The 24,230-nt window shown below is 38.7% G+C and carries 21 protein-coding genes; 8 read left to right on the top strand and 13 right to left on the bottom strand.

Going from position 1 to position 24,230, the window contains the following annotated elements; translation table 11 throughout:
* Window positions 1-146: 146 nt before the first annotated feature.
* The 10 genes from NE668_RS01290 to NE668_RS01245 all read right to left on the bottom strand — a co-directional run bounded on the left by NE668_RS01290 (window position 147) and on the right by NE668_RS01245 (window position 9,096).
* Entirely contained in the window at window positions 147-812 is a 666-nt protein-coding gene (locus tag NE668_RS01290; RefSeq protein WP_004696261.1) for a precorrin-8X methylmutase, read from the bottom strand.
* A complete protein-coding gene (gene cobK, locus NE668_RS01285; protein ID WP_227037055.1) occupies window positions 799-1,587 on the bottom strand; it encodes a precorrin-6A reductase in 789 nt (262 codons plus the stop codon). Before cobK ends, NE668_RS01290 begins: the two co-directional genes overlap by 14 nt.
* On the bottom strand, window positions 1,584-2,273 hold the full coding sequence (gene cobJ, locus NE668_RS01280) for a precorrin-3B C(17)-methyltransferase (RefSeq protein ID WP_004696265.1): 690 nt from the start codon (window positions 2,271-2,273) through the stop codon (window positions 1,584-1,586). The genes cobK and cobJ overlap by 4 nt, the downstream gene beginning before the upstream one ends.
* A gap of 29 nt (window positions 2,274-2,302) precedes the next feature.
* The gene (locus NE668_RS01275) at window positions 2,303-3,448 is read right to left on the bottom strand and encodes a cobalt-precorrin 5A hydrolase (protein WP_227037056.1); all 1,146 of its coding nucleotides are present in this window, start codon (window positions 3,446-3,448) and stop codon (window positions 2,303-2,305) included.
* A 4-nt stretch (window positions 3,449-3,452) separates the two neighbouring features.
* A complete protein-coding gene (gene cobM, locus NE668_RS01270; RefSeq protein WP_227037057.1) occupies window positions 3,453-4,214 on the bottom strand; it encodes a precorrin-4 C(11)-methyltransferase in 762 nt (253 codons plus the stop codon).
* A 1-nt stretch (window position 4,215) separates the two neighbouring features.
* Window positions 4,216-4,803 (bottom strand): precorrin-6Y C5,15-methyltransferase (decarboxylating) subunit CbiT, encoded by a 588-nt coding sequence (gene cbiT / locus NE668_RS01265; RefSeq protein ID WP_009351736.1) that lies wholly within the window; start codon window positions 4,801-4,803, stop codon window positions 4,216-4,218.
* Window positions 4,800-5,426 (bottom strand): precorrin-6y C5,15-methyltransferase (decarboxylating) subunit CbiE, encoded by a 627-nt coding sequence (gene cbiE, locus NE668_RS01260; protein ID WP_227037058.1) that lies wholly within the window; start codon window positions 5,424-5,426, stop codon window positions 4,800-4,802. The genes cbiT and cbiE overlap by 4 nt, the downstream gene beginning before the upstream one ends.
* Window positions 5,402-6,520 carry a cobalt-precorrin-5B (C(1))-methyltransferase CbiD gene (gene cbiD, locus NE668_RS01255; RefSeq protein WP_227037059.1) on the bottom strand — a complete coding sequence of 373 codons (1,119 nt, stop codon included), beginning with the start codon at window positions 6,518-6,520 and terminating at the stop codon, window positions 5,402-5,404. The genes cbiE and cbiD overlap by 25 nt, the downstream gene beginning before the upstream one ends.
* Before the next feature lie 71 nt (window positions 6,521-6,591).
* A complete protein-coding gene (locus tag NE668_RS01250; protein ID WP_004696277.1) occupies window positions 6,592-7,086 on the bottom strand; it encodes a YajQ family cyclic di-GMP-binding protein in 495 nt (164 codons plus the stop codon).
* A gap of 414 nt (window positions 7,087-7,500) precedes the next feature.
* Window positions 7,501-9,096, bottom strand: coding sequence for a WG repeat-containing protein (locus NE668_RS01245; protein WP_227037060.1), 1,596 nt, complete (start codon window positions 9,094-9,096; stop codon window positions 7,501-7,503).
* Between the two features lie 224 nt (window positions 9,097-9,320).
* On the opposite strand from NE668_RS01245, the gene NE668_RS01240 reads away from it, so the two are divergent.
* The 3 genes from NE668_RS01240 to NE668_RS01230 all read left to right on the top strand — a co-directional run bounded on the left by NE668_RS01240 (window position 9,321) and on the right by NE668_RS01230 (window position 13,036).
* Window positions 9,321-10,295, top strand: coding sequence for an RluA family pseudouridine synthase (locus tag NE668_RS01240; protein ID WP_195394677.1), 975 nt, complete (start codon window positions 9,321-9,323; stop codon window positions 10,293-10,295).
* A gap of 251 nt (window positions 10,296-10,546) precedes the next feature.
* Window positions 10,547-11,476 (top strand): class II fructose-1,6-bisphosphate aldolase, encoded by a 930-nt coding sequence (gene fba / locus NE668_RS01235; RefSeq protein ID WP_195394676.1) that lies wholly within the window; start codon window positions 10,547-10,549, stop codon window positions 11,474-11,476.
* A gap of 3 nt (window positions 11,477-11,479) precedes the next feature.
* Window positions 11,480-13,036, top strand: coding sequence for a putative polysaccharide biosynthesis protein (locus NE668_RS01230; RefSeq protein WP_105086621.1), 1,557 nt, complete (start codon window positions 11,480-11,482; stop codon window positions 13,034-13,036).
* 96 nt (window positions 13,037-13,132) lie between these two features.
* On the opposite strand, the gene NE668_RS01225 is transcribed toward NE668_RS01230, so the two are convergent.
* Window positions 13,133-14,176: an AEC family transporter gene (locus tag NE668_RS01225; RefSeq protein ID WP_227037061.1), complete on the bottom strand. Its 1,044-nt coding sequence runs from the start codon at window positions 14,174-14,176 to the stop codon at window positions 13,133-13,135.
* Window positions 14,177-14,397: 221 nt separating this feature from the next.
* Between NE668_RS01225 and NE668_RS01220 the strand changes: the two genes are divergently transcribed.
* Both NE668_RS01220 and NE668_RS01215 read left to right on the top strand, forming a co-directional pair.
* Window positions 14,398-15,138: a gamma-glutamyl-gamma-aminobutyrate hydrolase family protein gene (locus tag NE668_RS01220; protein WP_227037062.1), complete on the top strand. Its 741-nt coding sequence runs from the start codon at window positions 14,398-14,400 to the stop codon at window positions 15,136-15,138.
* A 15-nt stretch (window positions 15,139-15,153) separates the two neighbouring features.
* The gene (locus NE668_RS01215; protein ID WP_227037063.1) at window positions 15,154-16,461 is read left to right on the top strand and encodes an APC family permease; all 1,308 of its coding nucleotides are present in this window, start codon (window positions 15,154-15,156) and stop codon (window positions 16,459-16,461) included.
* 151 nt (window positions 16,462-16,612) lie between these two features.
* Here the strand turns inward: NE668_RS01215 and NE668_RS01210 are convergent, their stop codons facing one another.
* Both NE668_RS01210 and NE668_RS01205 read right to left on the bottom strand, forming a co-directional pair.
* Complete coding sequence (locus tag NE668_RS01210; protein ID WP_227037064.1) at window positions 16,613-17,452, bottom strand: hypothetical protein; 840 nt, start codon at window positions 17,450-17,452, stop codon at window positions 16,613-16,615.
* A gap of 81 nt (window positions 17,453-17,533) precedes the next feature.
* A complete protein-coding gene (locus tag NE668_RS01205; RefSeq protein ID WP_227037065.1) occupies window positions 17,534-19,804 on the bottom strand; it encodes a YadA-like family protein in 2,271 nt (756 codons plus the stop codon).
* 614 nt (window positions 19,805-20,418) lie between these two features.
* On the opposite strand from NE668_RS01205, the gene NE668_RS01200 reads away from it, so the two are divergent.
* The 3 genes from NE668_RS01200 (at window position 20,419) to NE668_RS01190 (ending at window position 24,077) form a co-directional block, all read left to right on the top strand.
* Window positions 20,419-21,030 carry an acetate uptake transporter gene (locus NE668_RS01200; RefSeq protein ID WP_227037066.1) on the top strand — a complete coding sequence of 204 codons (612 nt, stop codon included), beginning with the start codon at window positions 20,419-20,421 and terminating at the stop codon, window positions 21,028-21,030.
* Window positions 21,031-21,426: 396 nt separating this feature from the next.
* Window positions 21,427-22,830, top strand: coding sequence for a YkvI family membrane protein (locus NE668_RS01195; protein WP_227037067.1), 1,404 nt, complete (start codon window positions 21,427-21,429; stop codon window positions 22,828-22,830).
* A gap of 14 nt (window positions 22,831-22,844) precedes the next feature.
* Window positions 22,845-24,077, top strand: a complete 1,233-nt coding sequence (locus NE668_RS01190; RefSeq protein WP_105091391.1) for a threonine/serine exporter family protein — start codon at window positions 22,845-22,847, stop codon at window positions 24,075-24,077.
* The last annotated feature ends 153 nt before the right edge of the window (window positions 24,078-24,230 follow it).

Here is a 24,230-nt window from a genome sequence, read left to right as displayed (position 1 = left end):
ACTCTATTTTACAGATACTACATTATAAGAAATTTAATATAGCATAATTACTGTGTTTATCTAATTTATGTTTAGCAATTATTGTGAAAAATATATACAGTAAAACCCGAATCGCAAAACTACTAAAACACGATTCGGGTTTTGTACTATTTAGATTCTTTGCCTTCTACGAAGAGCATGTCATTGCGTTTTACGTCTGTGTAAAGCAATGCATTACATACGGAGGCAGCGATTGGGCTACCACCTTTGTTGCCTTTTACAGTGATGTAAGGAACCGGAGATACTTCCATCAGATAGTCTTTGGATTCTGCAGCACCTACGAAGCCTACAGGAATACCAATGATAAGAGCTGGTTTAATGCCTTCTTCTAAAGCAAGGCGCAATACTTCGTACAATGCAGTTGGCGCATTACCAATAGCTACGATTTGGCCTTCTAATTGTTTGCCAAATGTACGCATAGCTGCGATGGAGCGAGTCACGCCTAACTCTTTAGCCATTTTAGCTACGTTTTCGTCTTTAATTAAGCAGTGCACTTCATTACCGCGAATTTTAAGAGCTGGCTTAGAAATACCTGTGCGAACCATTTCTACATCTGTATAAATATCTGCACCATTATCCAATGCTTCAATACCTTTTTGAACAGCATCAGGGCTCATTTTTACGAGTTGAGCATATTCGACATCACCAGACGCATGTACTGTACGAGATACAACGCGCACTTCATCATCTGTTAAACCTAAATCCTTTACATAATCGTAAATGATTTCCATGCTTTTATCTTCAATAGCTTTAGGATTTTTAACGTAATCCATTAGTGTCCTCCCATAATTTAAAAAATTCATCATTTGACGATACCACGTGGCTTTCAAGTTTAACACGCGGACGATCGATAACTATAACATGGATACCAAGATCCATAGCTGCTTGTAATTTTGTATCAGCACCACCTACAAGTCCAGAGTTCTTCATAACTACAACACTAGCCTTTGTATCGTGGAACATGATACGATTCATATCATAAGAGAATGGACCTTGAACAGCAACGATACGCTTAGGACTCACGTTGAGGTCTTCCATCATTTGTAACACCTCTGCAGTCGGCAAAATACGTGTCCATACTTCACAATCTTGTAAAGCATCAGATTTAGCAAAGATGTGCATTGTCTTACTACCTGTGGTCAAATACACATGTTTATTGTTTTCCTTTGCCAATTTGCCAGCTAAATTAGCGGCTTCTACCTCATCCACTACAATATGTAATTTATCATAGTCTGGCAATGGCACCTCTTTACGTTCAAAGCGAACAAAAGGAATACCTTCAGCTTTTGCTGCATCTTGGGCCGTAGCTGTAACAATAGCCGCATACGGATGGCTTGCATCGATTAATAAACGTACGTTGTGTTTCTTAATCAAATTTTGCATAGCCTCTTGATCAAGACGGCCCGTATGAACAGTAATGCCTTTATGGGCAGCAAGCTCTGCCCCATATTGACTCACAACAGTAACGAGAACCTCTTCACCTGTCCGTTCTTGGATGTCTACCGCTAAGGTACGACCATCTAAGGTACCAGCGATGACCCAAATCATAATTTGTAGCCTCGAGGTGTAATCATGCGACCATTTTCAACATAGGTTTGACTATTGCCGATAATAACAAGTGTTTGCATATCCACTTCTTCGTTTGTGAAATTCTCAAGGTCAGAAATTACCATGTGTTGCCCTGGACGACCTGCTTTTTGCACAATGCCAACAGGTGTTTTAGGGTCGCGGTATTTAAGAACGATTTCACGAACTTCATCTAGATGTGTTACGCGTTTTTTACTGCGTGGGTTATATAAAGAAATAACCATATCCCCTTGCGCACAAAGATCAGCACGTTTTTTAATTAAATCCCATGGAGTCATCAAGTCACTAAGAGAAATAACTGCAAAGTCATGCATCAACGGAGCGCCTAAAACAGAAGCCGCTACGTTTACAGCACTTAGGCCAGGTACGATATCTACGGAAGGACGTTTTTCTGCTGGTACTTTATTAGCAAGTTCCAACACAAGACCTGCCATGCCGTATACGCCAGAGTCACCAGATGATACAACTACGACTTGATGGCCTTCTACCGCTAAATCAACAGCTTGTTGGCAACGATCTACCTCTTGCATCATGGCAGTGCCTACAGTTTCTTTACCTTCAATAAGGTCTTTAATCAAGTCAAGATAAGTCAAATAACCTACAACACGGTCAGCCGCTAAGATGGCTTCGCGCGCTTGAGGTGTCATGAACTCTTCATCGCCAGGGCCAATGCCAATTACTTTGATGTTACCTGTGCAATGGCTACCGTTGTTTTGGGATAAATTGTTTTGTGCTGTATTAGTGTTCGGCTCTTGGCCGCTAGTAATGCTGTTGTCTCGCATACGTTTCCTACTCCTATAGTTCCTTTTACAAAATTAGATTCTTTTAATTTTTCTTCTTCAATGAGTGGTGCCATCTCGTCCTGTGTATAGAACACGATAGGCCACCCCATAATTTGCATAGCCTCTAACAGGCCTACTTCATCTTGTTTAACGATGACCGATGCCGCCGTTACAATGCTCTTTGGTGAAAGCTTATGCTCTGCCAAGGATTGTTGAATGGCGTCAAGGATCAATTCCTTTGGCGTATCTCTACGACAACCAATGCCCACCGTATATGTACGAGGGCGTAAAATCAATTGATGCCCATGCTCAGTAATCACCTTATCGGTAATTACAACCCGAGATGAACCCGCTTTAGCACTATCATTTTTACATGGGATAGACTCTAGTTGCTCCAAAGAAACAACGTGAACTATGCCATGTTCACCAATATGAGCTTTCGCAGCTTGTTCTAGTTCCTTTGCATTCGGTAAGCTTTCATCGATATAATAATCAATACGCTCTCCCCCAACAATGGCAGAGTTCACATTGATTAAGGTTTGAAAATCATCTACCAACAGATGCTCGTGGCGCGCCAACACGTCAGGCGCAGGCAATCCGTTTACATCCGTTGCAGTTGTAATAACAGGGTCCGCATCGATGGCCAGTGAAATGGACTGTGTCCATTCGTTGGCACCCCCAAGGTGACCAGATAATAAACTGATTACATGGTGCCCTACTTCGTCCATTACGACTACCGCAGGATCCTTAGATTTATGCTCAATATACGGTGCAATCATGCGCACTACAATACCGAGTGCCATGATGCATAATACTTGATCGTAATCCTTAAAAATCTGTCCGATATGGCTTTTGAGGGAATCAAAATAAATAGCCTCACCACCAGAGGGACGGGTTTCCTTTTCAAAGCAATCTGCATGAGGTGCCACCAAAGACTTGATACGTTGACCTAGCTTTGCACCTCGTTCAGATACAGAAAGAATAGCCGTTCTATTCTTCTTAGTTCCCGTCATAGGCACAACAGTTTCTAGTTCTTTCATCATATTAGTCCTTAGCACTGCGGTACATGTGAGCGAAGCCTTTGTCATAGAGTTTAGATAATTCATATTCACTATCTAACACATGGCTTACTACGATCATAGCTTGGCGCAATACACCTTCTTTAGCTACGATGTCCGCAATGGTCTCCAATGTGCCACGAATAATGCGTTGGTCTGGCCAAGAAGCTTTTACCACGATAGCCACTGGAGTCGTTTTGTCATAACCGCCCTCGATGAGTTCGGCTACAACCTTATCTAACATTTGAACGCTAAGGAAAATACACATTGTCGCTTCGTGGGATGCTAACATGCGCAATTTTTCCTTTGGAGGCATCGGTGTACGGCCTTCCATACGCGTAATAATAACTGTTTGAGATACATTAGGCAATGTATACTCTTGTTTCAAAGCAGCAGCTGTAGCAAGGAAAGAGCTTACACCTGGCACAACTTCATAAGAAATACCCATGCCAGCCAATGCATCCATTTGCTCTTGAATAGCACCATAAATAGCAGGATCACCTGTATGAAGGCGAACTACACGTTTACCAGCCTCAACGGCAGCTTTCATAACAGCTAAAACCTCATCAAGGTTCATCGTAGCACTGTTATGAATTTCACAGCCTGGTTTACAAGCCTCTAAAATGGCAGGGTTTACCAAGGAGCCAGCGTAAATAACAATGTCTGCCTCTTGCACTAAACGATACCCTTTGCGAGTAATTAACTCGGGATCTCCAGGGCCTGCGCCTACAATATATACGTCAACCATATTACTCTCCTTCTGCGATACGCGTTGCAGATACAATGAAAATTGGACTCAATGGGTCTAACAAATGATAAGGCCCAGCCTTGCGGTAACGACTGATGGACATTTGGTAACCTTCATACGTGAAAGGACGACCTTTCAACTCTTTAAGGATTGTATAGCCAGTTTCCATTGTTACAGCAGTTACAACTAGACGGCCACCTACTTTTAACAGACGTTGCGCCTCGTCCATGATGCCTGTCATGCCACCAGCGCTACCACCGATGATAACCGCATCAAGCTCAGGCAATTCTTCCATGCCTTCAGGAGCTTTAGACTTGATGACAGTCATATTATTAACATTGAATTTCTTCATATTCTCATTGATAAGATCGATGCCTTTATCAAATCGCTCAATCGCATATACATGCCCTTTAGGAGCTGCCAAGGCTGCTTCAATAGAAATAGAGCCCGTACCAGCACCTACGTCAAGGACAATGCTATCTTCCTCGATGCGTGCCTCGTTCATAACGGCTTTGCGAATCTCGCATTTCGTCATCGGCACGTCGCCGCGGATAAATTCCTCATCAGGAATTCCGAAAAAATGTCTCATCCTAGTACCACCATTACAGAGTGACCAAATCCTTCGAGCTCCGTTAACACCTCTAACGTAGAGTCTACAATTTTTTCATCATCATAACTCAAACGCTCTAGCGCTGCCGCTCTCGTTTCTTTTGGCCAACCTGCATCTATTAAAATACGCGCAATATGCGCTGGATTATATTCAGGATCCGTTAAGAATCCCATCTTTTTACCTGCTTCATATACGAGTTTTTCGGGCGCCGGTTGACGACCGTGAAAGCTCATTAAATCCGCATCATGCCATACCTCATTAAGACGGGCAAAGGCAAAGGTCATAGAGCTAATGCCTGGCACCACCTCAATAGGGTTAGCAGTAAATTTTTTCTTTAAATAGGGCAATAAGCTATAATAGCCTGTATCGCCACTAACCATAACTACAACGTCATGGTCGTTGAGTTCACGCTCAATTTGCTCCGCTAATACGCCAAGCTTACCTGTTACAGGATATGTAGTTTGGCCAGGCTCTTGAAAGTCCTCTAAGGACCGTTCACTGCCTACCAATACTGTAGCATGTTTAATTAAATTAAGGCCTCTAGGCACCACATAATCAGGATTACCCGGACCAATGCCTACGATATACAAGGTATGTGCCAATGTTCAAGTTCTCCTATCTCTTTTGCATGCTTATCCATTGCTAAAATCTCGCCTTTTAAGGTCGTTATAATGATGCCTACCTCTGCTTCGTTAGCAATATAGCGCTCACTACGTAGAGATGCACGATCTACAACACGTTGGTACACACCAGTCAATCCTTCTCGCTTCAAGATAGGGAATGTAGACTCTGTGGTTTGGCAATTAAATAACTCTTCACACACCGCTTGGGATGCCCCTTCTAGAGCGGCATAGGCCACGATACTTTCCATACGGCCATCACTCATGCGATTATGAGTATGGAAGCTACCACTAGCTAGTTTGATTAATTTACCGATATGACCGATGATTAATATTCGTTTGAATCCAATCTGTACAGCCTTTTCTAGCATAAATCCAATAAAATTACTCGTTTCTGCCATTTGGTTCTTATGGATACCCAATACTTGCTCTGCCAGATCTTGACCGATACGCCCAGGTACGAGAACAGCTGTTTCACATCCGTTAGCCTTCATAACTTTCAACTGTGGCACCAACGAGTTCTTAAACCCTTCTTCACTCATAGGCTTAACAATACCGGTAGTACCAATAATGGAAATGCCACCTTCGATACCAAGTGTATGATTTAATGTTTTCTTGGCTAATACCTTACCATTAGGAACACTAACGGTTACCGTTACACCTTGACCATGGACACAATGTTCTTCAAAAACTATTTTCATCATTGCCCGGGGCCCTGGATTGATAGCCGGTTCTCCAGGCGGCATAGCAAGACCCGGTTTTGTTACGGTACCTACGCCAAAGCCGGCTCGGAATCGCAGTTCACCAGTATTATCAAGGGTCACTGTCGTTTCCACATCATTACCATGGGTTACATCAGGATCATCGCCGCCGTCTTTCATAACGGTCACCTTCGCCTCTGTATCGGATATAACCTCTACCGCTTTAATAGGAACCTCAATATACTGACCTTGAGGGTTCTCAATGACCACTTGGTCCACAATATTCTTATCTAAGAGAGCCAATAAACCAGCTTTCATACCTGCCGTAGCACATGAACCTGTGGTATAGCCACCCTTCATGTCCTCCACTTTCATAAGGCCTCCTACACTGATAGTATTAGCGACTCAAACGAGTCTAACTAACCCTATCCTATGAACATATGTTATTAGGAACGGAAGTTAACGAATTGCAATTCTACAGGGATATCCAATTGTTTTAACATTTGGATTACTGCTTGCAAATCATCTTTATCCTTACCAGATACGCGCACTTGATCCTCTTGGATAGATGCTTGTACCTTAATTTTCATGTTTTTAATTGCTTTTACTACTTCTTTAGCATTTTCTTTAGTAATGCCTTTTTTAATAGTAATGATTTGGCGAACTGTTGCACCTGCTGCTGGTTCAACCTTACCGTAATCAAGATTTTTAATCGCTACATTACGTTTAACCATCTTGCCTTTTAATACATCGATAATGGCATTCAATTTGTATTCATCATCACCGATGATTTTGATAGTGTCGCCTTCAAGACTAATTTCTGCTTTAGAGCCACGAAAATCATAGCGCGTACCAATTTCTTTTTTTGCTTGGTTTACAGCATTATCTACTTCCTGCATATCCACTTCAGACACAACGTCAAAGGAACAATCTTTAGCCATTTTATACCTCCTACACCTGAACCTGTTGGGCATAAGGTTCATAGCATTACTTTCATCATCCTCATATTCCAAGTGAAAGTGTAAAACTACACCAAATCGGAATACATCTCTATAATTATACCTTAAAATAGGCTTATTTTCTAGGTAAATCGATTTTCTTAATTATAATTGTTAGCTATGTATTAATGAAGCTTTTATAAGTATAGTGAAAGTTCTCTAATACGGTTATGCAACGCAATACATAAGACAAATAATATAAAAAACTAGCAACATACATAATATATGTACATTGCTAGTTCTATATAACGCTATTCTGTTGTATTTAGTCTATAGCTAAGAACTATAACTAAAAAAAACTAATTAAGCCAGAACTAAAGGCAATACAAATTCAAAAGAATTCTACAACCAATTATATTATAAAACGTTTACCGCATCATATGTAGGTTGTACAAGCCATTCGCCTTTGGAGTTCATGATTCCCCATTTGCCTTTAGACTTAACAGAGCTGAAACCATGGTTAAAGGACTTAGCGTCTTCAATAAGTTTGTTTGTATCTCTAAATAAAATATGACCATTATTATCTATGATTGTATAGCCCTCTTTACCAGTATGAACCCATGTTACAGTATCGTTGTTGAATGGTTCAATAGTTGCTTCTGTTTGAGCAGAATACAAGGATTTACCACTATTCATATCGATAAGGTTTTTAACATGATCTTTCACAACTACTAAACGATCAGTCCCTGCAAAGGAAATAGAATCATATTTGAAGGTTACTACTTGCTTACCTGTTGATACATCGAAAATGCCCCATTTCTCAGTCTTATTGTCTCTTAACGCTAATAGACCATTTAATTTATCCATTTCACCTGTATCGTAATCGCCTGGTTGAATAACAACTTCACCTTTACGGTTCACAAAGTATAAGTTACCAGCATCTTTAATTACTGTGCCATAGGCTGTGATAGGCCATACTTTATCTTTTTTGCTGTCGATTACAATATTACCAGAGCGATCGATATAGCCACGTTTTGCACCATCATAAGCAAAACCACCTACGTGATAATGTTGACCACCTAAAAGCGCACCTCCAAGGATACCGCCCACGATGAAGCCACCTACAAGGCCACCTAAATTAAAGCCACTCACGGAGCGGCGGTATTCAGCAAGACCATTACGGTATCTATATACCTCTTTAGATGGAGCATTAAATAATTCTTTACCAGTACCATCAATAGCTACAATTTTACCTTTAGCATTCTTAACAAAAGCACGGTCTTCGCTAAAACCAGTCACAATTTGACGGAATTGTGGAGCAATCACTACTTTGTCGTCAGTAGTCTTAAAGCCGTATTTTCCTTTTTCTTTAAACTCTACATAGGAATCGCTTGGATACTCTTGAGTTGCTTCTTGTTTAACACGTTCTTTTAAAGCTTCCTCTTCAGAGATTTCCACACCCTTAGGTGTAACCCAAGTTTCTGTTTTCTTATCTACTTGAGCTAACACATTGCCTGTTTTATAATCAACATCTTTAATTTCTTTGTACTTAGGTTCAATAGCAACAGTACCATCTGGACGAATAATACCCCATTTACCTCCTTGTTTCATAGATGCTAATACACCATGCTCAAGAACTTCATCATTTTTGAAAGTAGTACCTTTACCAGATTTCAAAGATTTTGGTGCATCACGATAAGGGTTTAATGCACTTGATACATCAGCCGCGATATAACCAGAAAGTGCACTACGTTCTTCAAGTTTTTGAGGAGTCATTACGCCTACACTAGCTTTAGTTCTTTTAGTGGAGCTAGAGCTTTCTGTGCGCACAGTAGAAGTTGATGTAGTTGTTGTATGTTGCTCACGGGTTACACGTGTACTAGTCGATGTTGGTGTATCGTGGTTTGTTACCGTTGTACTACTAGTAGATGTTGTAGTAGATGCCGCGAAAGTTGTTGTAGACATAGCCGCTAACACACATGCAACTAATAAAGATTTCTTGTTAATATTCATAAACCTCTCCTTTTATAGAATAAGCTATAACCATACAGTCATTAACATACATATATAGTTCATAAAATATACTGTTAGAACTAAACACACAGTATTATAGTAAAAAGTTCACACATAAATAATGTATAAAATTCAGCAATTCAAATTATACTATATCGACCTTCACAAATACAACGAATTATGAAAAATTCTTCATTTTTATTTTATTTGCTATAATAATACGTATGAAAACAGCAACAATAATCGACTTAATTGTAGATTCTGATGTACACACACAATCTATAAATCATATTATAAAACAACAGCATATCTCCCAGCGCATGAGACGCCGTTTACGAAATGAAGGCATCATAACAGTTAATGGTAAATTTGCTACCTGGAATACGCTCATTCACGGTGGCGATCATCTCGTTATGAAGTTAACTCCAGAGCAAGAGTTTAGCCTAAGCCCTATGAGTTTAGATATCATATATGAGGACGAATATATTTTAGTCATTAATAAAGCGGCTGGTATTCTTATGCACCCTACTTCTATCGTCCGAGATCATACGCTGGCAAATGGTGTACTTCATTACTACCAAGAAACAAATCAGCATTATGATTTCCATCCTGTACACCGATTAGATAAGGATACCTCAGGTATTGTCATCATTGCTAAAACATCGGTGGTCCAACATGCTTTTGATAAAAAACACACCCATTTTTACAAAATCTACGACGCCATTGTAGAAGGGCATCTCCCTTCTATGCGTATAAGCATTAACTGGCCTATAGGTCGTAAACCAGGCAGTATCATTGAGCGCTGTTGTACAGTCCAAGGAAAGCCGGCTCGCACGGATATAACTATTATTAGTAAAAATACAAGCAAAATCAGTAGTGGTAAGATTAATTCTGATGATGTAATTACGATGAATAATAATAGTAATGTATGTTCAACTGACAGCTCGCTTACATCTTATAATCAGTTTACCCATGTACGGTGCTTATTGCACACAGGACGCACCCATCAGATTCGAGTTCATTTATCTCAACTAGGGTATCCACTAGCTGGTGATGACTTATACGGTGGTCATCTAGAATCTATTCAACGTCAAGCACTGCATGCATCGCGCATAAGCTTTTATCATCCCATAACAAATGAATGGCTCGAACTGCATGCAGAAATGCCAGAAGATATGAACGTATTGCTAAACGATTGAGCTGATATAATACCCTAAATAAATGCTCCTACACAGAAATAACCCACATGGGTCACAAAACAAGACGAAATTTATGCATAAGTTATACAAAAAATATTGGCCCTTTATAGTGTTTCTTGATATACTTAACTTGAATTGATATATGATTGCAATAACACTAGTTTTTTTATCTAGCTCATATGCGCTAGAAATACTAGCAGTCACAGTATTAATAACATGATATGACAGGCTCTAGAGCCAAGGAGGACAACATGCCATTAGTTACTACTACAGAAATGTTCAAAAAAGCCTATGAAGGCGGCTATGCTGTTGGCGCTTTCAATGTAAACAACATGGAAATCGTACAAGGTATCGTAGATGCAGCGAAAGAGGAACAATCCCCTCTTATCTTGCAAGTATCTGCAGGTGCTCGTAAATATGCTAAACATATTTACCTTGTTAAACTCGTAGAAGCAGCTCTTGAAGACAGCAACTTACCAATCGCTCTTCACCTTGATCACGGCGATTCCTTTGAAATCTGTAAAGACTGTGTAGATGGTGGCTTCACATCCGTTATGATCGACGCATCTCACTATGATTTCGATGAAAACGTAAAAATCACTAAACAAGTTGTTGAATATGCTCACGCTCATGGCGTTGTAGTAGAAGCAGAATTAGGCCGTTTGGCTGGTGTTGAAGATGATGTAAACGTATCCGATGCAGATGCTCGCTTTACAGACCCAGAACAAGCTGCTGAATTCGTACACCTAACTGGCGTAGACTCCTTAGCAATCGCTATTGGCACTAGCCATGGTGCTTACAAATTCAAAGGCGACCCTTACCTCGACTTCAATCGTTTGAAAAAAGTTGGCGAATTATTGCCTAACTTCCCTATCGTATTGCATGGGGCATCCTCCGTATTGCCTGAATTCGTAGCAAAATGTAATGAATTCGGTGGCAACATTCCTGGTGCTCAAGGAGTTCCTGAAGAAATGCTTCGCAAAGCAGCTCAAATGGCGGTTTGCAAAATCAACATCGATACAGACCTTCGTCTTGCTATGACCGCATCTGTACGTGAATACTTGGCTCAAAACCCATCCGAATTTGACCCTCGTAAATACTTAGGACCTGCTCGTGATGCTATTAAAGGCATGGTAGCTCACAAAATTAAAAATGTATTGGGTTCTTCCAACAAACTATAATCAATGGCTAGTGGATTTTTAAAAGGAACCTTAATTTTAACCATTGCCGGTTTCGTAGTAAAAGCCATCGGTAGTATCAACTGGATTCTTTTATCCCGCATCTTGGGCGGTGAAGGAATCGGCATCTACCAGATGGCCTTTCCTATCTACTTGTTACTATTGCAAATTTCGAGCGCAGGTGTGCCGATTGCCATCTCTATTTTGACGGCAGAACGATTAGCCTTACACGACTTTAGTGGTGCTAAGAGAGTATTCAATATTTCTTTTACAATGTTGACTATTACAGGTTTTATCGCCAGTCTTGCCATGTACTTTGGTGCAGATTGGTTAATCTCTAGTGGTCTCATTGCTGAAAGCCGTGCCTACTACTCTATCATCGCGCTCGCTCCGGCAGTATTCTTTGTAACATGGATTTCCTGTTTCCGCGGGTATATCCAAGGCTATGAAATGATGACGCCTACAGCGATTAGCCAAATTGTAGAACAATTGCTACGGGTTATCGTTATGCTTGGTGCTGCTGCTATTTTATTACCTTACGGCTTACCGGCCGCGGCAGGTGGAGCTAGCTTAGGTGCTGGCGTAGGTGCCTTTGGTGCCTTCCTAGTGCTCTTGTACTACTACTATAAATTACCTAAGGCAAGTAGTACTGGTGAAAGCTACGATGGGCCTCGTGAATCAGCTAAAGAAATTTTGTCACGACTCTTAACCTTGTCCATTCCAATTTCCTTAGCAAGTATCATGTTACCGTTGACGGCGAATCTCGACTTACTTATCGTACCACGTCGCTTATTAGATGCTGGGTTCCCAATGAACGAAGTAACAGAACTCTTCGGTTACCTTACTGGGATGGCGGTACCGCTCATCAACTTGGCTACCATCATTACCGCAGCCCTTGCGACAAGCATTGTACCAGCTATCTCTCATGCCTTTGCAAAACGCGATCATCAAGGTATATATGATCGCACTGCTGGCTCTATGCGTTTAACATTTATGGCAACCGTACCATTTACAGTGCTATTATATGTACTTGCTGCCCCAACTGTTACACTGATTTACAATGCGCCTAAGGCAGAACTAGCAACGCAAATCACGGCATTCTCTATATTCTTCCTAGGTGTACATCAAGTAACAACAGGTATTCTACAAGGTCTCAACAGACCACGTATTCCAGTCATAAATATGGGGATTTCCCTCATAATCAAGGTCATCCTTAACTGGACACTGACTGCTATTCCTTGGCTTGGCATCGGCGGTGCCGCTTGGGCAACCGTTGCTGATATTGGCTTTGCCGCATTACTTAACTTGATTTATATCAAAAAATACACAGGCTACTTCCTTGATATTTCCCTGCTTTGGAAAAACGTGGTCAGTGCCGGTGTTATGGGTATACTTATTTTCATGAGTTACCATTACTTAATAGACATCCTACCAATGTGGGCTAACTTTATACTCACAGGTATTGAAGGATTACTACTATACGTAATTATCATGGTTCTTTTAAAAGGCCTTAATAAAAACGATGGTGCTAGCATGCCACTCGTTGGTAGATTCTTTAGATAAGCTGTATATACTTACATAAAAATAGGTTCCTAATAGTCACCTATATGACCATTAGGAACCTATTTTTTATTTACTTATTTTAATCTTTTTCTTATTTTAAGCTTGTATACCTATCATTGTTAAAATTTCCATTATGATTGGAATTACTACAACAAATAATATGGTACTAATCATAACTAGACCTGTAGCAAATGGCAAATCAGCTTTTGATTCATTAGCTACGATTGGCAATACTGCAATGACAGGTCCTGCTGATTGTACAACAAAGGTAATGATTGCAATTGGTTCTAGAACTATGCCTGCTCCATATTGTAAAGCCATAATCAAACAGAACATGATAATCGGGGAAATGACAAATCGTCCTACAATCCCACCGATGGAGTCTTTATTTAAACGCATGCTTTTTAAGCCCGCATCATGAAGTACAATACCTATATAAATCAAGGATAATGGGGTTACCATATCACCTAAGTAATTCAAGGTAGTATGCAAAATTGGAAGTAAAGGAATTTCAAAAAACAAGAAGATTAAGGCCACAAAAAAACCTATCAATGGTGGTGGTAATAACTTCTTCCAATCAAATTTAGGTTTCTTGCTTTTACCTTCAGTAGATTCTGAACTATTATTTATACTATCAATCTTATAGGAGCCATTATTAAAATCTACTTCAGAATTTGGCAGTGGATCTAATTCTATAAGGAATACTCCCACCATCCATACGGAAATAGTGTTACCGATGTAATATAACAGGAAATACGGCAGCGCATCTTGACCAAATAGTGCAATTTGCACTGGTAACCCAATAAACAAGCAGTTATCATTTACTACCATATTGATAAAAATACCACGTCGCCCTTTAGGAACTTTCAACACTTTCATCATAATGAACGCTACGATATATGCAATAACATATGTTAGGACAACCACTAACATGCCATATCGTAAATTCCATATATCTGAAGTATGTAGGTGATGTAATACAGATATAAATACTCCCGCTGGTAATGCAACAGACATAATAAATCGCGATAAGTTACCGCTAAAGGTAGGATTAAACATACCCCGACCTTTTAATATATATCCTAACAAAATAAGTAGCACAATAGGGATGATACTTTGTAAGGATGTTAGAAAAACCATAGTAAACCTCCCGCACAGTTCATTCGTAGTCTATCATACCATGATTCGCAATAAACATATACAACTATATCTTGAAAGAAAATATAAAAAAATGTATCAACTTTAACATATTTTCTCTATATTAAGTCTTATAATTATATCTATTAGTAATGTTTTTATCCATAAAGATTTGATACACTAACATCAGGTTGTACAGATTTTTACACATATGAGGTGATATTATGACGAAACCATTTATTGGCATATCTGGCAATATCTTACGAGACAATGGTGGTCCTTACGTAGATTTATTGCGTTCTTACGTAAACCAAGACTATCCTCGTTCTATTGAGGAGACTGGTGGCATTCCTGTTATAATTCCATTTACCCAAAATCTTGATGTAGCTCGCGAAACGGTAGCAAAGCTTGACGGCTTATTATTATCCGGCGGTCATGATGTATATCCTCTCCACTATGGAGAAGAACCTTTGCAAGGTCTTGGCGATGTATTTCCGGAGCGAGATCAATTCGACTTTGCTTTAATCAAAGCAGCAGAAGAAAGACAAATTCCTATCTTTTGCATCTGTCGTGGCTTACAAATCTTAAATGTATATCGTGGCGGCTCTTTATTCCAAGACTTAAAATATGATCAAAACTGTACAATAAAACACTCTCAGAATCAAACACCTTCTCTTGGTACCCATACTGTAGAGATTGAGACCAACTCAAAACTAGCTAGTGCTATAGGTTACAATACTTGGATTACGAATTCCCATCATCACCAAACAGTTAAAAACGTCGGTAAAGGATTACAAGTTGTAGCAAGAGCTAAGGATGGTACTGTAGAAGGTTTAGAGGACCCATCCTATCCTTGGTTAGTCGCCTGTCAATTCCACCCAGAAATGATGTCTACAAATGACGAAAATGCAAAACGTTTATTTACTGCATTCGTAAAAGCAGTTCGAGAAAATATAACTAAATAGTAGGAAGATTATATCATGAAAGAAACAGGAAAATTTGACTTTTGGAGTATTGTACTCCTTGGCATCAATGGTATTGTAGGGACAGGTATTTTCCTACTACCAAACAAAGCATATTCTATAATTGGTTCCGCTAGCTTAGGCGTCCTGTTATTTGACGCCATTATCGCAGGTTGTATCGCCCTTTGCTTTGCAGAGGCAGCCAGCCTATTTACACGTAATGGAGGTCCTTATCTATATGCAAAACATGCATTAGGTGATTTCTGGGCCTTTGAAGTGGGCGTTTTAAAATGGATCGTAACCGTTATTGCCTGGGCGGCTATGGCCGTTGGCTTTGCTACAGCATTAGGTGCTGCAGTACCGGCGTTAAGTGGTGATTTTGCAAAGGATGTCATTTCATTTATCTTAATTGTAGGTCTTACCATTGTAAATATTTTTGATGTTAACGTATCAAAATTCGTTAACAACTTAATCACTATTTCTAAGTTAGTTCCTCTTGCCCTATTCATTGCAATTGGCATTTTCTTTATAAATGGAGCTAACTTTACGCCAGTCTTCCCGCAAGATACTTATGTGGATGGATCATTTGCACAAGCAGCAGTACTTCTATTCTTTGCGTATACAGGATTTGAAGTTATTGCCATTGCTGCAGAAGATATGAAAAATCCAAAAAAGAATTTACCACGTGCTATTATCATGTGTATGCTTCTCGTATCCGTTCTGTATATGGCAATCCTCGCCGTATCTATTGGTGTACTCGGTACTGACTTGGCAAATACCAAGGCTCCAGTACAAGATGCATTCAACGTAATTGTTGGACCTATTGGTATGTATATCGTATTAATAGGCACATTGATCTCTATGGGTGGTATCAACTTTGCCGAAGCTTACTATGCTCCTCGTGTGGCAACATCCATGGCAGCGGATGGTATGTTACCAAGTGCTTTGGCAAAACGTAATCGTTACAATGCACCATATGTAGCAGCTATCGTTACTGCCATTGCCAGTGTATTACTTGCCTGGTCTGGTTCCTTTACAACACTAGCAGCAATCAGCGCGGTATCTCGTTTTACACAATACCTACCAACATGTTTGGCTGTTATTATCTTCCGTCGTAAATGGGCAGACAAAGCTCGCTCCTACACAATCCCTGGTGGCTACTTAATCCCAGTCATCGCTATCGGCACATCCCTTTGGATGTTGGCACAAGCACAAACAAACCAATTATTATGGGGTCTAGGCGGTTGTATTGTAATCTTGCCATTCTACTATTCCTACTGGAAAAAGAAAAAAGCTGGTCTCATTAAAGACCATGACGAAATGTAAATAATACAAAAAAACTACCAGTTATTCATAATATCTAGTGGCTTATCCTTCCATAGTAGAAGGTCTGTTTAAAAGATATATGTTTAATTGGTAGTTTTTGTTTTATATATTAATCCTAATTAGATTAGATATATTAAATGAGTAGTATCGACTAATATAGATCCTCTTCAATAATAGTTTCCTTCGTTAAGTCCTCTTCAATATAACCAACCTCATCAGTCGCTTCATCTTCATCGCGTATATCGATATAGATACTGATAAGTGCTAGTGCTCCCTCTTCATTGAGGGTAGCAATGGCACTCATAGGGCCGTAGGTTAAGATTAATCCATCTTCTTCATCTCGAATGATATGAGGCACCGCATCAAAGTGTTGGTTCATTAATTGATCAAAGTAATCCTCTACATCAAGACCGCTTTCAAGGGTAATGGATTCAGCATCCCCCTTTTGGAATACAACACGTGTGTCTTCATCGATGTATTGATAAAAATCATCGACATCAATATTCGCGGTTTCAAGCCAAATGCTGAGGGCTGTAATCCAGTCTTTCACAGTGGTTGGTGCAGAAATAAAAGCATATTCGCTTTCATCAGTGCCAAAACGAAGATCATCATACTCAATACTATAATTTTCTTGGCTTGAAATGATACGATCTACAAGGCCTTCATCATTTACATCTACAAAAATCATGTACACATAGTTATCGCCACTTTCATAAGAAACGGTTAAACCATGACGACCCTCGTGAAATAGCGCATCCTCCTCATACACATCGGTAATATGCATGACCTTGCACGTAACAGGCACATTATCAGCCTTGATGGACTCAGTCATAGAGGACAAAAACTCAACAGTTTCATTGCGGTTTCGCCCAATAATACCACGACCTGTAGACATATATTCACAATCGTCAGCCAAGATAGATTCGATGCCGTGAATATCAGCGGCTTCTAGGGTAGCTTTTATTAATAAAAGAGCTTGTATTTCAGTCATAAATTACCTCGCATAATACAACAGCCAACTACATTACATTATTGTAACATAGTCGGCTGTGTATAAATACAGAAAGCTATATTAAAGATCTAATTTAGCCATCATTTTATTAATTTGTTCTTGCATGGTGTTAATTTTTTCGTCTTGTTGCTTAAGCTTTTCATCTTGGTCGTTAATGACCTTAATAAGCCCTGCCTTGGAATACTCCGCATAAGGATTACCTTTGCCAAATTTCAGACTAACACCTAGATTAAGGAGATCTTCGCCTCCGCCAAAGCTTCCACCAACAGAGAATAAAGCTTTACTATTAGGGCGATAGAAAACACCAAGAGCCATCGCGTTAGCACCACGATAATTGCCATAACCGGCAGCAATATTCCATTTATCATAAGGATCAAACTCTTGCGGATGTAATGCAGCCAATGCTGCCGCACCTGCCCCTACACGCTTAACTCGACTATCCACCTGATTAATATGAGTATCCACTTGACTGAATCGGTGTTCCATAGTAGATGCAGATTCTGTGGCAATCCGTTTTAATTGAGCTACATTGACCGCATCTGTATCTTCAGTACCGGCTGCAACATTCGTAATTTGACGTGTCAAAACCGTATTCCCTGTTGAATCTCCTACCGAAAGGGCTGCTGCTGTGGACTTCCAAGTTGGGGAACCTTCTGTAGAGGTAGCATTTCTAGAAGGATCATAGCCAGCAATCCCTTTACCTCTAGAAGCTACCGAATCACTACCTAACGCTACACCACCATTATTTTTAACATCCGTATTATATCCGAGCATAACAGCATTTTCAATATTAGCCGTATTGCGTCTCGTAGGAACTATTTCTTTAACAGTATATTTAGTTTCACTACCATCCCAAGAATTTTTAAGTGTCTTTGTTACTTCTTTTTCCTCTGAAGCCATAGAGCCTAGCACGATATTATGTTTGCCACCATCAAGCTTATGAAAGTCACCGATAACCACATTGTCTTCGCCATTTTTTAGACTATTACCTGTACCAACTACTGTAGTTCGGCTGATGTTACTACCTTCATTGCCATATCCACTCATGTTATTATAAACATTCATGTGCCCGTCTTGGCCTTTTAACGCATTATTAGTACCCGATATTTGGGAACGCATCGTATAATCAACGCTATTACTATTCCCTAAAATAGATACGGCTCCGGCATGACCCGCCATATAGGCCTTCATGTTTTTACGACCAGCCTCTACGGTGGTTCTCTCATGATTTCCATTTATCTTATCCATACCGGCTATTTCAGTACTTTCAAGATGAAAGTTTCCCAAAGTAGTCCCTAATTCAGGAAGAGGTATCACAGAGGCCTTAGAATTCGTTACTTCATTCCCAGAACCTACAATCATGGTTCCCGTTGATCCGGAGGCTCTATTCAAACTACCAGTTATCGTATTACCGATACTATCAGCTTCATCATTTTCAGTTGAAGTACTTTCAATACTATTAAAACTACCATATGATGATGAAAATGCGCCCGATGAACGACTCATTTCCGTTCCGCCCTCTATAACGGAACCATGACCGGTTAGGGTTTGAAAAATACTATTTGCCTTTGAGTAATTACCAATGACTACACTGCCTCCTGAAGAATTGGCTGAGTGATACCCAATAATAGTACTACTTCTACCTACTGTATATTTTTTATCCCTCGGATCACTTTCTGATTTTTCGGCCTGTTCCGCCGGAGACATACTGCCTATAACAACAGAATCTCTGATGGTATCAAGATTTTGATTGTCTCCGATAACAATACCTGCTGCAGGACCACCAGCAGACTCTACACTATACTCAGCTTTGTTATTATTCCCAATAACGGTCAATGAATCCCATTCATTCCGATAAGTATCATTACCCCGAAGGAAATTGCCTCGACCGATTGTCAGATCGGAGGTATTAGGTTCTCTTCCTGTTTTATGCTTATAATCCGTAACAGTCCCCTTATCACGAGCAATTAATGTATTATTGTCACCAATAACATGCTGTCTGCGACTACCTTGAACGGTATTGTTTGAACCTACAATTCGCACATCTTCACTGCCCATGGAGTTAACTGGTTTCCCTTTCTCATTAGGAAAGGTCTTACTGATCGTATTATTATCGCCTACAATAGTAGCATTTTTACCACTAGTTACCGTATTCTTTTTACCGGTAATATTGGTATTATCACTAGCTAAATACTCATTACCATTACCATCAGTAACAGGAGTTTCGCCATAAACAGGACTACCCCATAAACAACCGCACGTACTTGTTACTAAAACAGCAGTCAAGAGAGCTTTATATCTGCTTGGCTGTTGATCCATTTTCTTTTCCATGTTCTACGCCCCTTTTACATAACAACACAAAAAATACATCACATAATAACAAACGTTTCTAATTAAAGGGTACGCCTATTACATAGGGCTTGTCAAAATGTTAAAAATTATGCGCTAAGCCTTTTGATTTTCTCAGCGTACATCATATATCAACACATCATTTATCACTAATTCTAATAAATGATTATGTGAATATAATTTCATAATTGAACTCAACTAGGAAATACCTAACATCTATGAGCTAAATACATCGACATGTACCGGATAGTAACCTAAATATTATTATGAGCCTTAATCTATAACAAATTCATATACATTAGATACAAAATCTAATAAAAGCGTAGAAATATATAAGATTAAAATATTATTCCTCATTATTTCTACGCTTTTTATATTTTTTTAGCATATTTCTTTATATGTGTTTTAGGCATATACCTATGACTCCCTCTATCGTCTTAAAACTGTGATATATGTTACATTTATGGGGCAGTACTTTCACAATGGTTATCTGTCAATTCAATACACACAGTATTTAATAGGAGATGACAATAGTTGTAATCATGTGAAGATTTGGCTGTGTAGTTGTAGTTAGTTGACGGAGAAATGAGGAACAAATGGAAAACGAAGTAAGAAAAGTTGAAATGAGCGAAAATGTAGCGGATCCTACTGGTCTTGGTCTACTCGGTCTCGCTGTAGTATGTTTTGTGGTATCCACGTCCCGCGTAGGCTGGTCTGGTCCAACAACATCCGTTATTATACCTTGGGCAGTTTTATTAGGTTCATTAGCCCAATTAATGGCAAGTTATTTTGATTTCAAAAAAAACAATCCATTCGGCTCCGTTGTATTCGGTGCGTACGGTTTATTCTGGTCTGCTATGGCTGGTGTTTGGTTGATTCAAATGGGCGCCTTCGGTCCTGAAATTCAAAAAGATTTCGATGTAACACAATTAGCATTCGCTTTTGTGGGCTTCTTAATCTTCTCTATTTTCGGTACCATCGTATCTTTGAAAACAAACAGAGTTGTATTTGCTATTATGGTTCTTATCTGCTTCCTATTCTTTAGTCTTTCAACAGATCTATTCTTGGGTGGTCGCACAGACTTCTTTGCTCTTGCAGCATGGTCTGAATTATTCATCTCCCTATTGGGATTCTACGATTCCGGTGCTGTACTTGTTAACAAAGTATTCGGTAAAACTGTATTCCCTTTAGGTAAAAGCATTCTATAATAGTTTAATAACTATATAAATTACTTGCACAATAAAAGAGGTTCCTATAAGTCACTACTGTGACCATTAGGAATCTCTTTTATTATTGTCTTTAGACTGGTTCACGACGTAGTCGCGAATCATTAAACCACCCGCTATGCAGGTACGACAACGAAAGTTATACAAAAAAATCACCTTGCTTAAGTATAATGTAGCTGTTCAAGCCGCATTATATGCAAAAGAAAGGTGATTTACTTTTACGTTTGACATCGCTATATTGAACTTAAGGCCTATAAAATGGGGCCAGTCTTAGCTAATCTTATAGAGATTGGCGGTGAGGTTTCCATCAACTGAATCATCAGTATGATATAATATTAAATGTTTACTAAGTTATGTATTTGGAAGGAGAAATATATAATGCACCAATCATGGAAAATTGCATTTGCCTACATAGGTGTTATTGTAGGTGCAGGACTCTCGAGTGGACAAGATCTTCTACAATATTTTATAAGTTTTGGCCAAATAGGTCTCATTGGTGTTCTATTACTAGGTCTATTAAATGCCGCATTTGGTAAAATCATGCTTACTTTGGGGAGCTACTATCGTGCAGACAATCATGAAGAAGTTTTTACACAGATTTCCCATCCTATTATTACAAGAATACTTGATTTTGTACTAATCTCTGGTAGCTTTATTATGGGATTTGTTATGATTGCTGGCGCAGGCTCAAACTTAGAACAACAATTTGGATTTCCTTTTTGGATTGGTGGATTAATTTGCTCACTTTTAATCATAACCGTATCATTTATGAACTTTGACAAAATAACCAATATTTTAGGTGTTTTTACTCCTATCATGATTGTTATGATATTCATTATTACAGGCTACTCTTTTATTGGTAAAAGTCATGATTGGACTACATTAGAGGCTATAGCCCACACAATCAAACCAGCCACAAGCAATGTATGGTTTTCTGTCATTAATTATTATGCTCTATGTGCTATGACAGCTGTTTCTATGGCCTTTATTTTAGGTGGTTCTGTTGTTCGTATTGGTATTGCTGAAAAAGGTGGCACTCGTGGCGGCCTATTAGTCGGATTAGTTGTTTTTATAGCTGCTATCTCTATTTTTGCAAATCTAGATACAGTAAAAGATGCAGATTTGCCGATTCTTGCTATTGCCAATCAAATTCATCCTTGGCTAGCATATATATATGCAATCACAGTCTTTTCACTTATTTTTAATACAGCATTTTCTCTTTTTTATTCTATTGCTAGACGTTTTGCCAACGGCAGCACAAAAAGAATGAGAATTATTATTATTTCTGTAGTAATCATAGGATATATATGTAGCTTCTTTGGTTTTAAAGATTTGATTAGTATCCTCTACCCAATTCTCGGTTATATGGGACTATTACTCCTAATTATTCTTATTTATGGCTGGCTCCGTGATCGTAAAGATATCATTATGGAAAAACTCTTCCGAAGAAAGATGCTCCATTTATCATTAAAAAAACATAGTCCTCACAAAAATCTTTCAGAAAAAGAACGTGAACTATTCCATACATTAGGTGATATTAGTCAAGCAGATACAAAATCTCTTAAAGAAGATATTCATAATGAAGCAAAAGAAATACTTTCAAATACGGAAACAGTTCAAGAGCTAAAAGACTATGTGGAAGAGCATCTCTTAATAGACGAAGAGGTTATACATCAAAATATCAATATTCTACAAGAACAAAAGGAAGAATCAAAATCAACTGAATCTTCTAAAGATAGACCTATCAAAAAGTCCAATATAAATAACAATGAAGTAAAATGAATAACGAGGAAATAATGACAGATGTGGAATTAGAAATTATACTAAAAGCTGGAAAAATATTACTTAGTAGTGGCGCCGAAATCAGTCGTACAGAGGATACTATGAATTACATAGCAAGAGCTATGAATTTTAAAGATTTAGAAGCCTACGTATCAAATAGAGGCATTTTTGCAACTGCTAAGAAAGATGATAATACTGAAATTACTCGTATTTATAATGTTCCTGAAGTCGATATTAACCTCAGCAAAATTGAATCAGTTAACGCGCTCTCTCGACGCATTACACAGAAGAGCATTACTATTGAAGAGGTTATAAATGAACTTGAAAAAATTGATACTATGCCTGACTATTTAATTTTTTGGAGATTAGTAGCTTATACAATAGGAGCTTCTGGCTTTAGCTATGCAATTGGTAGTTCAATAACAGACTCTATAATTGCAGGTATTATAGGCTTAATATTAGGCGCCTATATGTGCACGATTAAAAGAATACTTAACTCAGATGTATTAATCACTATTTTAGGTAGTATTCTTATCGCCTTATTTGGGAATCTTTTCATACACTTTAATATAGGATCTAATCTTTCTGTAATACTACTAGGAGCTATGATTGACATTGTTCCTGGAGTTCCATTTGTTAATGCTATCAGGGAGTATAGTCAAAATAATTATAATACTGGAATAACACTCATGATGGGAGCTTTACTTACCTGTATCTCCATGGCTGTAGGGGTCGCAGTAGTACAATCACTACTCTTCAACACACAAATAATTCCCCTTTATACATCTAATTTAGATTCTAATTCATTCACTTCTATGTTCATGAGAAGTATAATGGCTGGCATTGGTACGACAGCATTTGCAATCCTATTTCGTGTACGAAAACAACATATTCTAGATACTTCAATATTAGGATTTATTTCATGGTTCTTATTCTTAACTTTATCTGAACTACAATTTAATGTTATGCTTTCAATATTTATCAGTGGTTTTATCATCGCCATAGCATCAAGAATATTGGCTGTTAAACGGAAATGCCCTGCTATAGTTTTCCTAATGACTAGCTTATTCCCTTTACTACCAGGCCTCAGCTTTTATCGATCCATTTATTATATGCTAATGGGACAAGAAACTATTGCCATTAGCTTCGCAAAAGAATCCTTTTTGATAGCTTTTACAATTGCTATATCTATCGCAATTGTAAAATATATAAAACCACCACTAATCCAAAAAAACACTTATAAATAATATAACCCTATAACAAATTCATGTAAATTAAAGCATTTACAACGTAATTTCCAAATCTATTACCTGTAAAAATATGATATATGTTACGTTTATGAGGCGGTACTTTCACATAGATGCGGCATCAAAACTGTATTCCCTTTGGGTAAAAGCATT

The sequence above is a fragment of the Veillonella parvula genome (assembly GCF_024461875.1).
Taxonomy (GTDB): domain Bacteria; phylum Bacillota; class Negativicutes; order Veillonellales; family Veillonellaceae; genus Veillonella; species Veillonella parvula_I.
Note: the sequence above shows the minus strand (reverse complement) of the source record. Positions and strands in the feature narration are given on the sequence as shown.

What these genes read in the sequence shown, in the direction of transcription:
- NE668_RS01290 (WP_004696261.1), bottom strand. Translation starts at nt 812, where the DNA reads ATGGATTACGTTAAAAATCCTAAAGCTATTGAAGATAAAAGCATGGAA.
- cobK (WP_227037055.1), bottom strand. Translation starts at nt 1,587, where the DNA reads ATGATTTGGGTCATCGCTGGTACCTTAGATGGTCGTACCTTAGCGGTA.
- cobJ (WP_004696265.1), bottom strand. Translation starts at nt 2,273, where the DNA reads ATGACACCTCAAGCGCGCGAAGCCATCTTAGCGGCTGACCGTGTTGTA.
- NE668_RS01275 (WP_227037056.1), bottom strand. Translation starts at nt 3,448, where the DNA reads ATGAAAGAACTAGAAACTGTTGTGCCTATGACGGGAACTAAGAAGAAT.
- cobM (WP_227037057.1), bottom strand. Translation starts at nt 4,214, where the DNA reads ATGGTTGACGTATATATTGTAGGCGCAGGCCCTGGAGATCCCGAGTTA.
- cbiT (WP_009351736.1), bottom strand. Translation starts at nt 4,803, where the DNA reads ATGAGACATTTTTTCGGAATTCCTGATGAGGAATTTATCCGCGGCGAC.
- cbiD (WP_227037059.1), bottom strand. Translation starts at nt 6,520, where the DNA reads ATGAAAGTGGAGGACATGAAGGGTGGCTATACCACAGGTTCATGTGCT.
- NE668_RS01250 (WP_004696277.1), bottom strand. Translation starts at nt 7,086, where the DNA reads ATGGCTAAAGATTGTTCCTTTGACGTTGTGTCTGAAGTGGATATGCAG.
- NE668_RS01245 (WP_227037060.1), bottom strand. Translation starts at nt 9,096, where the DNA reads ATGAATATTAACAAGAAATCTTTATTAGTTGCATGTGTGTTAGCGGCT.
- NE668_RS01240 (WP_195394677.1), top strand. Translation starts at nt 9,321, where the DNA reads ATGAAAACAGCAACAATAATCGACTTAATTGTAGATTCTGATGTACAC.
- fba (WP_195394676.1), top strand. Translation starts at nt 10,547, where the DNA reads ATGCCATTAGTTACTACTACAGAAATGTTCAAAAAAGCCTATGAAGGC.
- NE668_RS01230 (WP_105086621.1), top strand. Translation starts at nt 11,480, where the DNA reads ATGGCTAGTGGATTTTTAAAAGGAACCTTAATTTTAACCATTGCCGGT.
- NE668_RS01225 (WP_227037061.1), bottom strand. Translation starts at nt 14,176, where the DNA reads ATGGTTTTTCTAACATCCTTACAAAGTATCATCCCTATTGTGCTACTT.
- NE668_RS01220 (WP_227037062.1), top strand. Translation starts at nt 14,398, where the DNA reads ATGACGAAACCATTTATTGGCATATCTGGCAATATCTTACGAGACAAT.
- NE668_RS01215 (WP_227037063.1), top strand. Translation starts at nt 15,154, where the DNA reads ATGAAAGAAACAGGAAAATTTGACTTTTGGAGTATTGTACTCCTTGGC.
- NE668_RS01210 (WP_227037064.1), bottom strand. Translation starts at nt 17,452, where the DNA reads ATGACTGAAATACAAGCTCTTTTATTAATAAAAGCTACCCTAGAAGCC.
- NE668_RS01205 (WP_227037065.1), bottom strand. Translation starts at nt 19,804, where the DNA reads ATGGAAAAGAAAATGGATCAACAGCCAAGCAGATATAAAGCTCTCTTG.
- NE668_RS01200 (WP_227037066.1), top strand. Translation starts at nt 20,419, where the DNA reads ATGGAAAACGAAGTAAGAAAAGTTGAAATGAGCGAAAATGTAGCGGAT.
- NE668_RS01195 (WP_227037067.1), top strand. Translation starts at nt 21,427, where the DNA reads ATGCACCAATCATGGAAAATTGCATTTGCCTACATAGGTGTTATTGTA.
- NE668_RS01190 (WP_105091391.1), top strand. Translation starts at nt 22,845, where the DNA reads ATGACAGATGTGGAATTAGAAATTATACTAAAAGCTGGAAAAATATTA.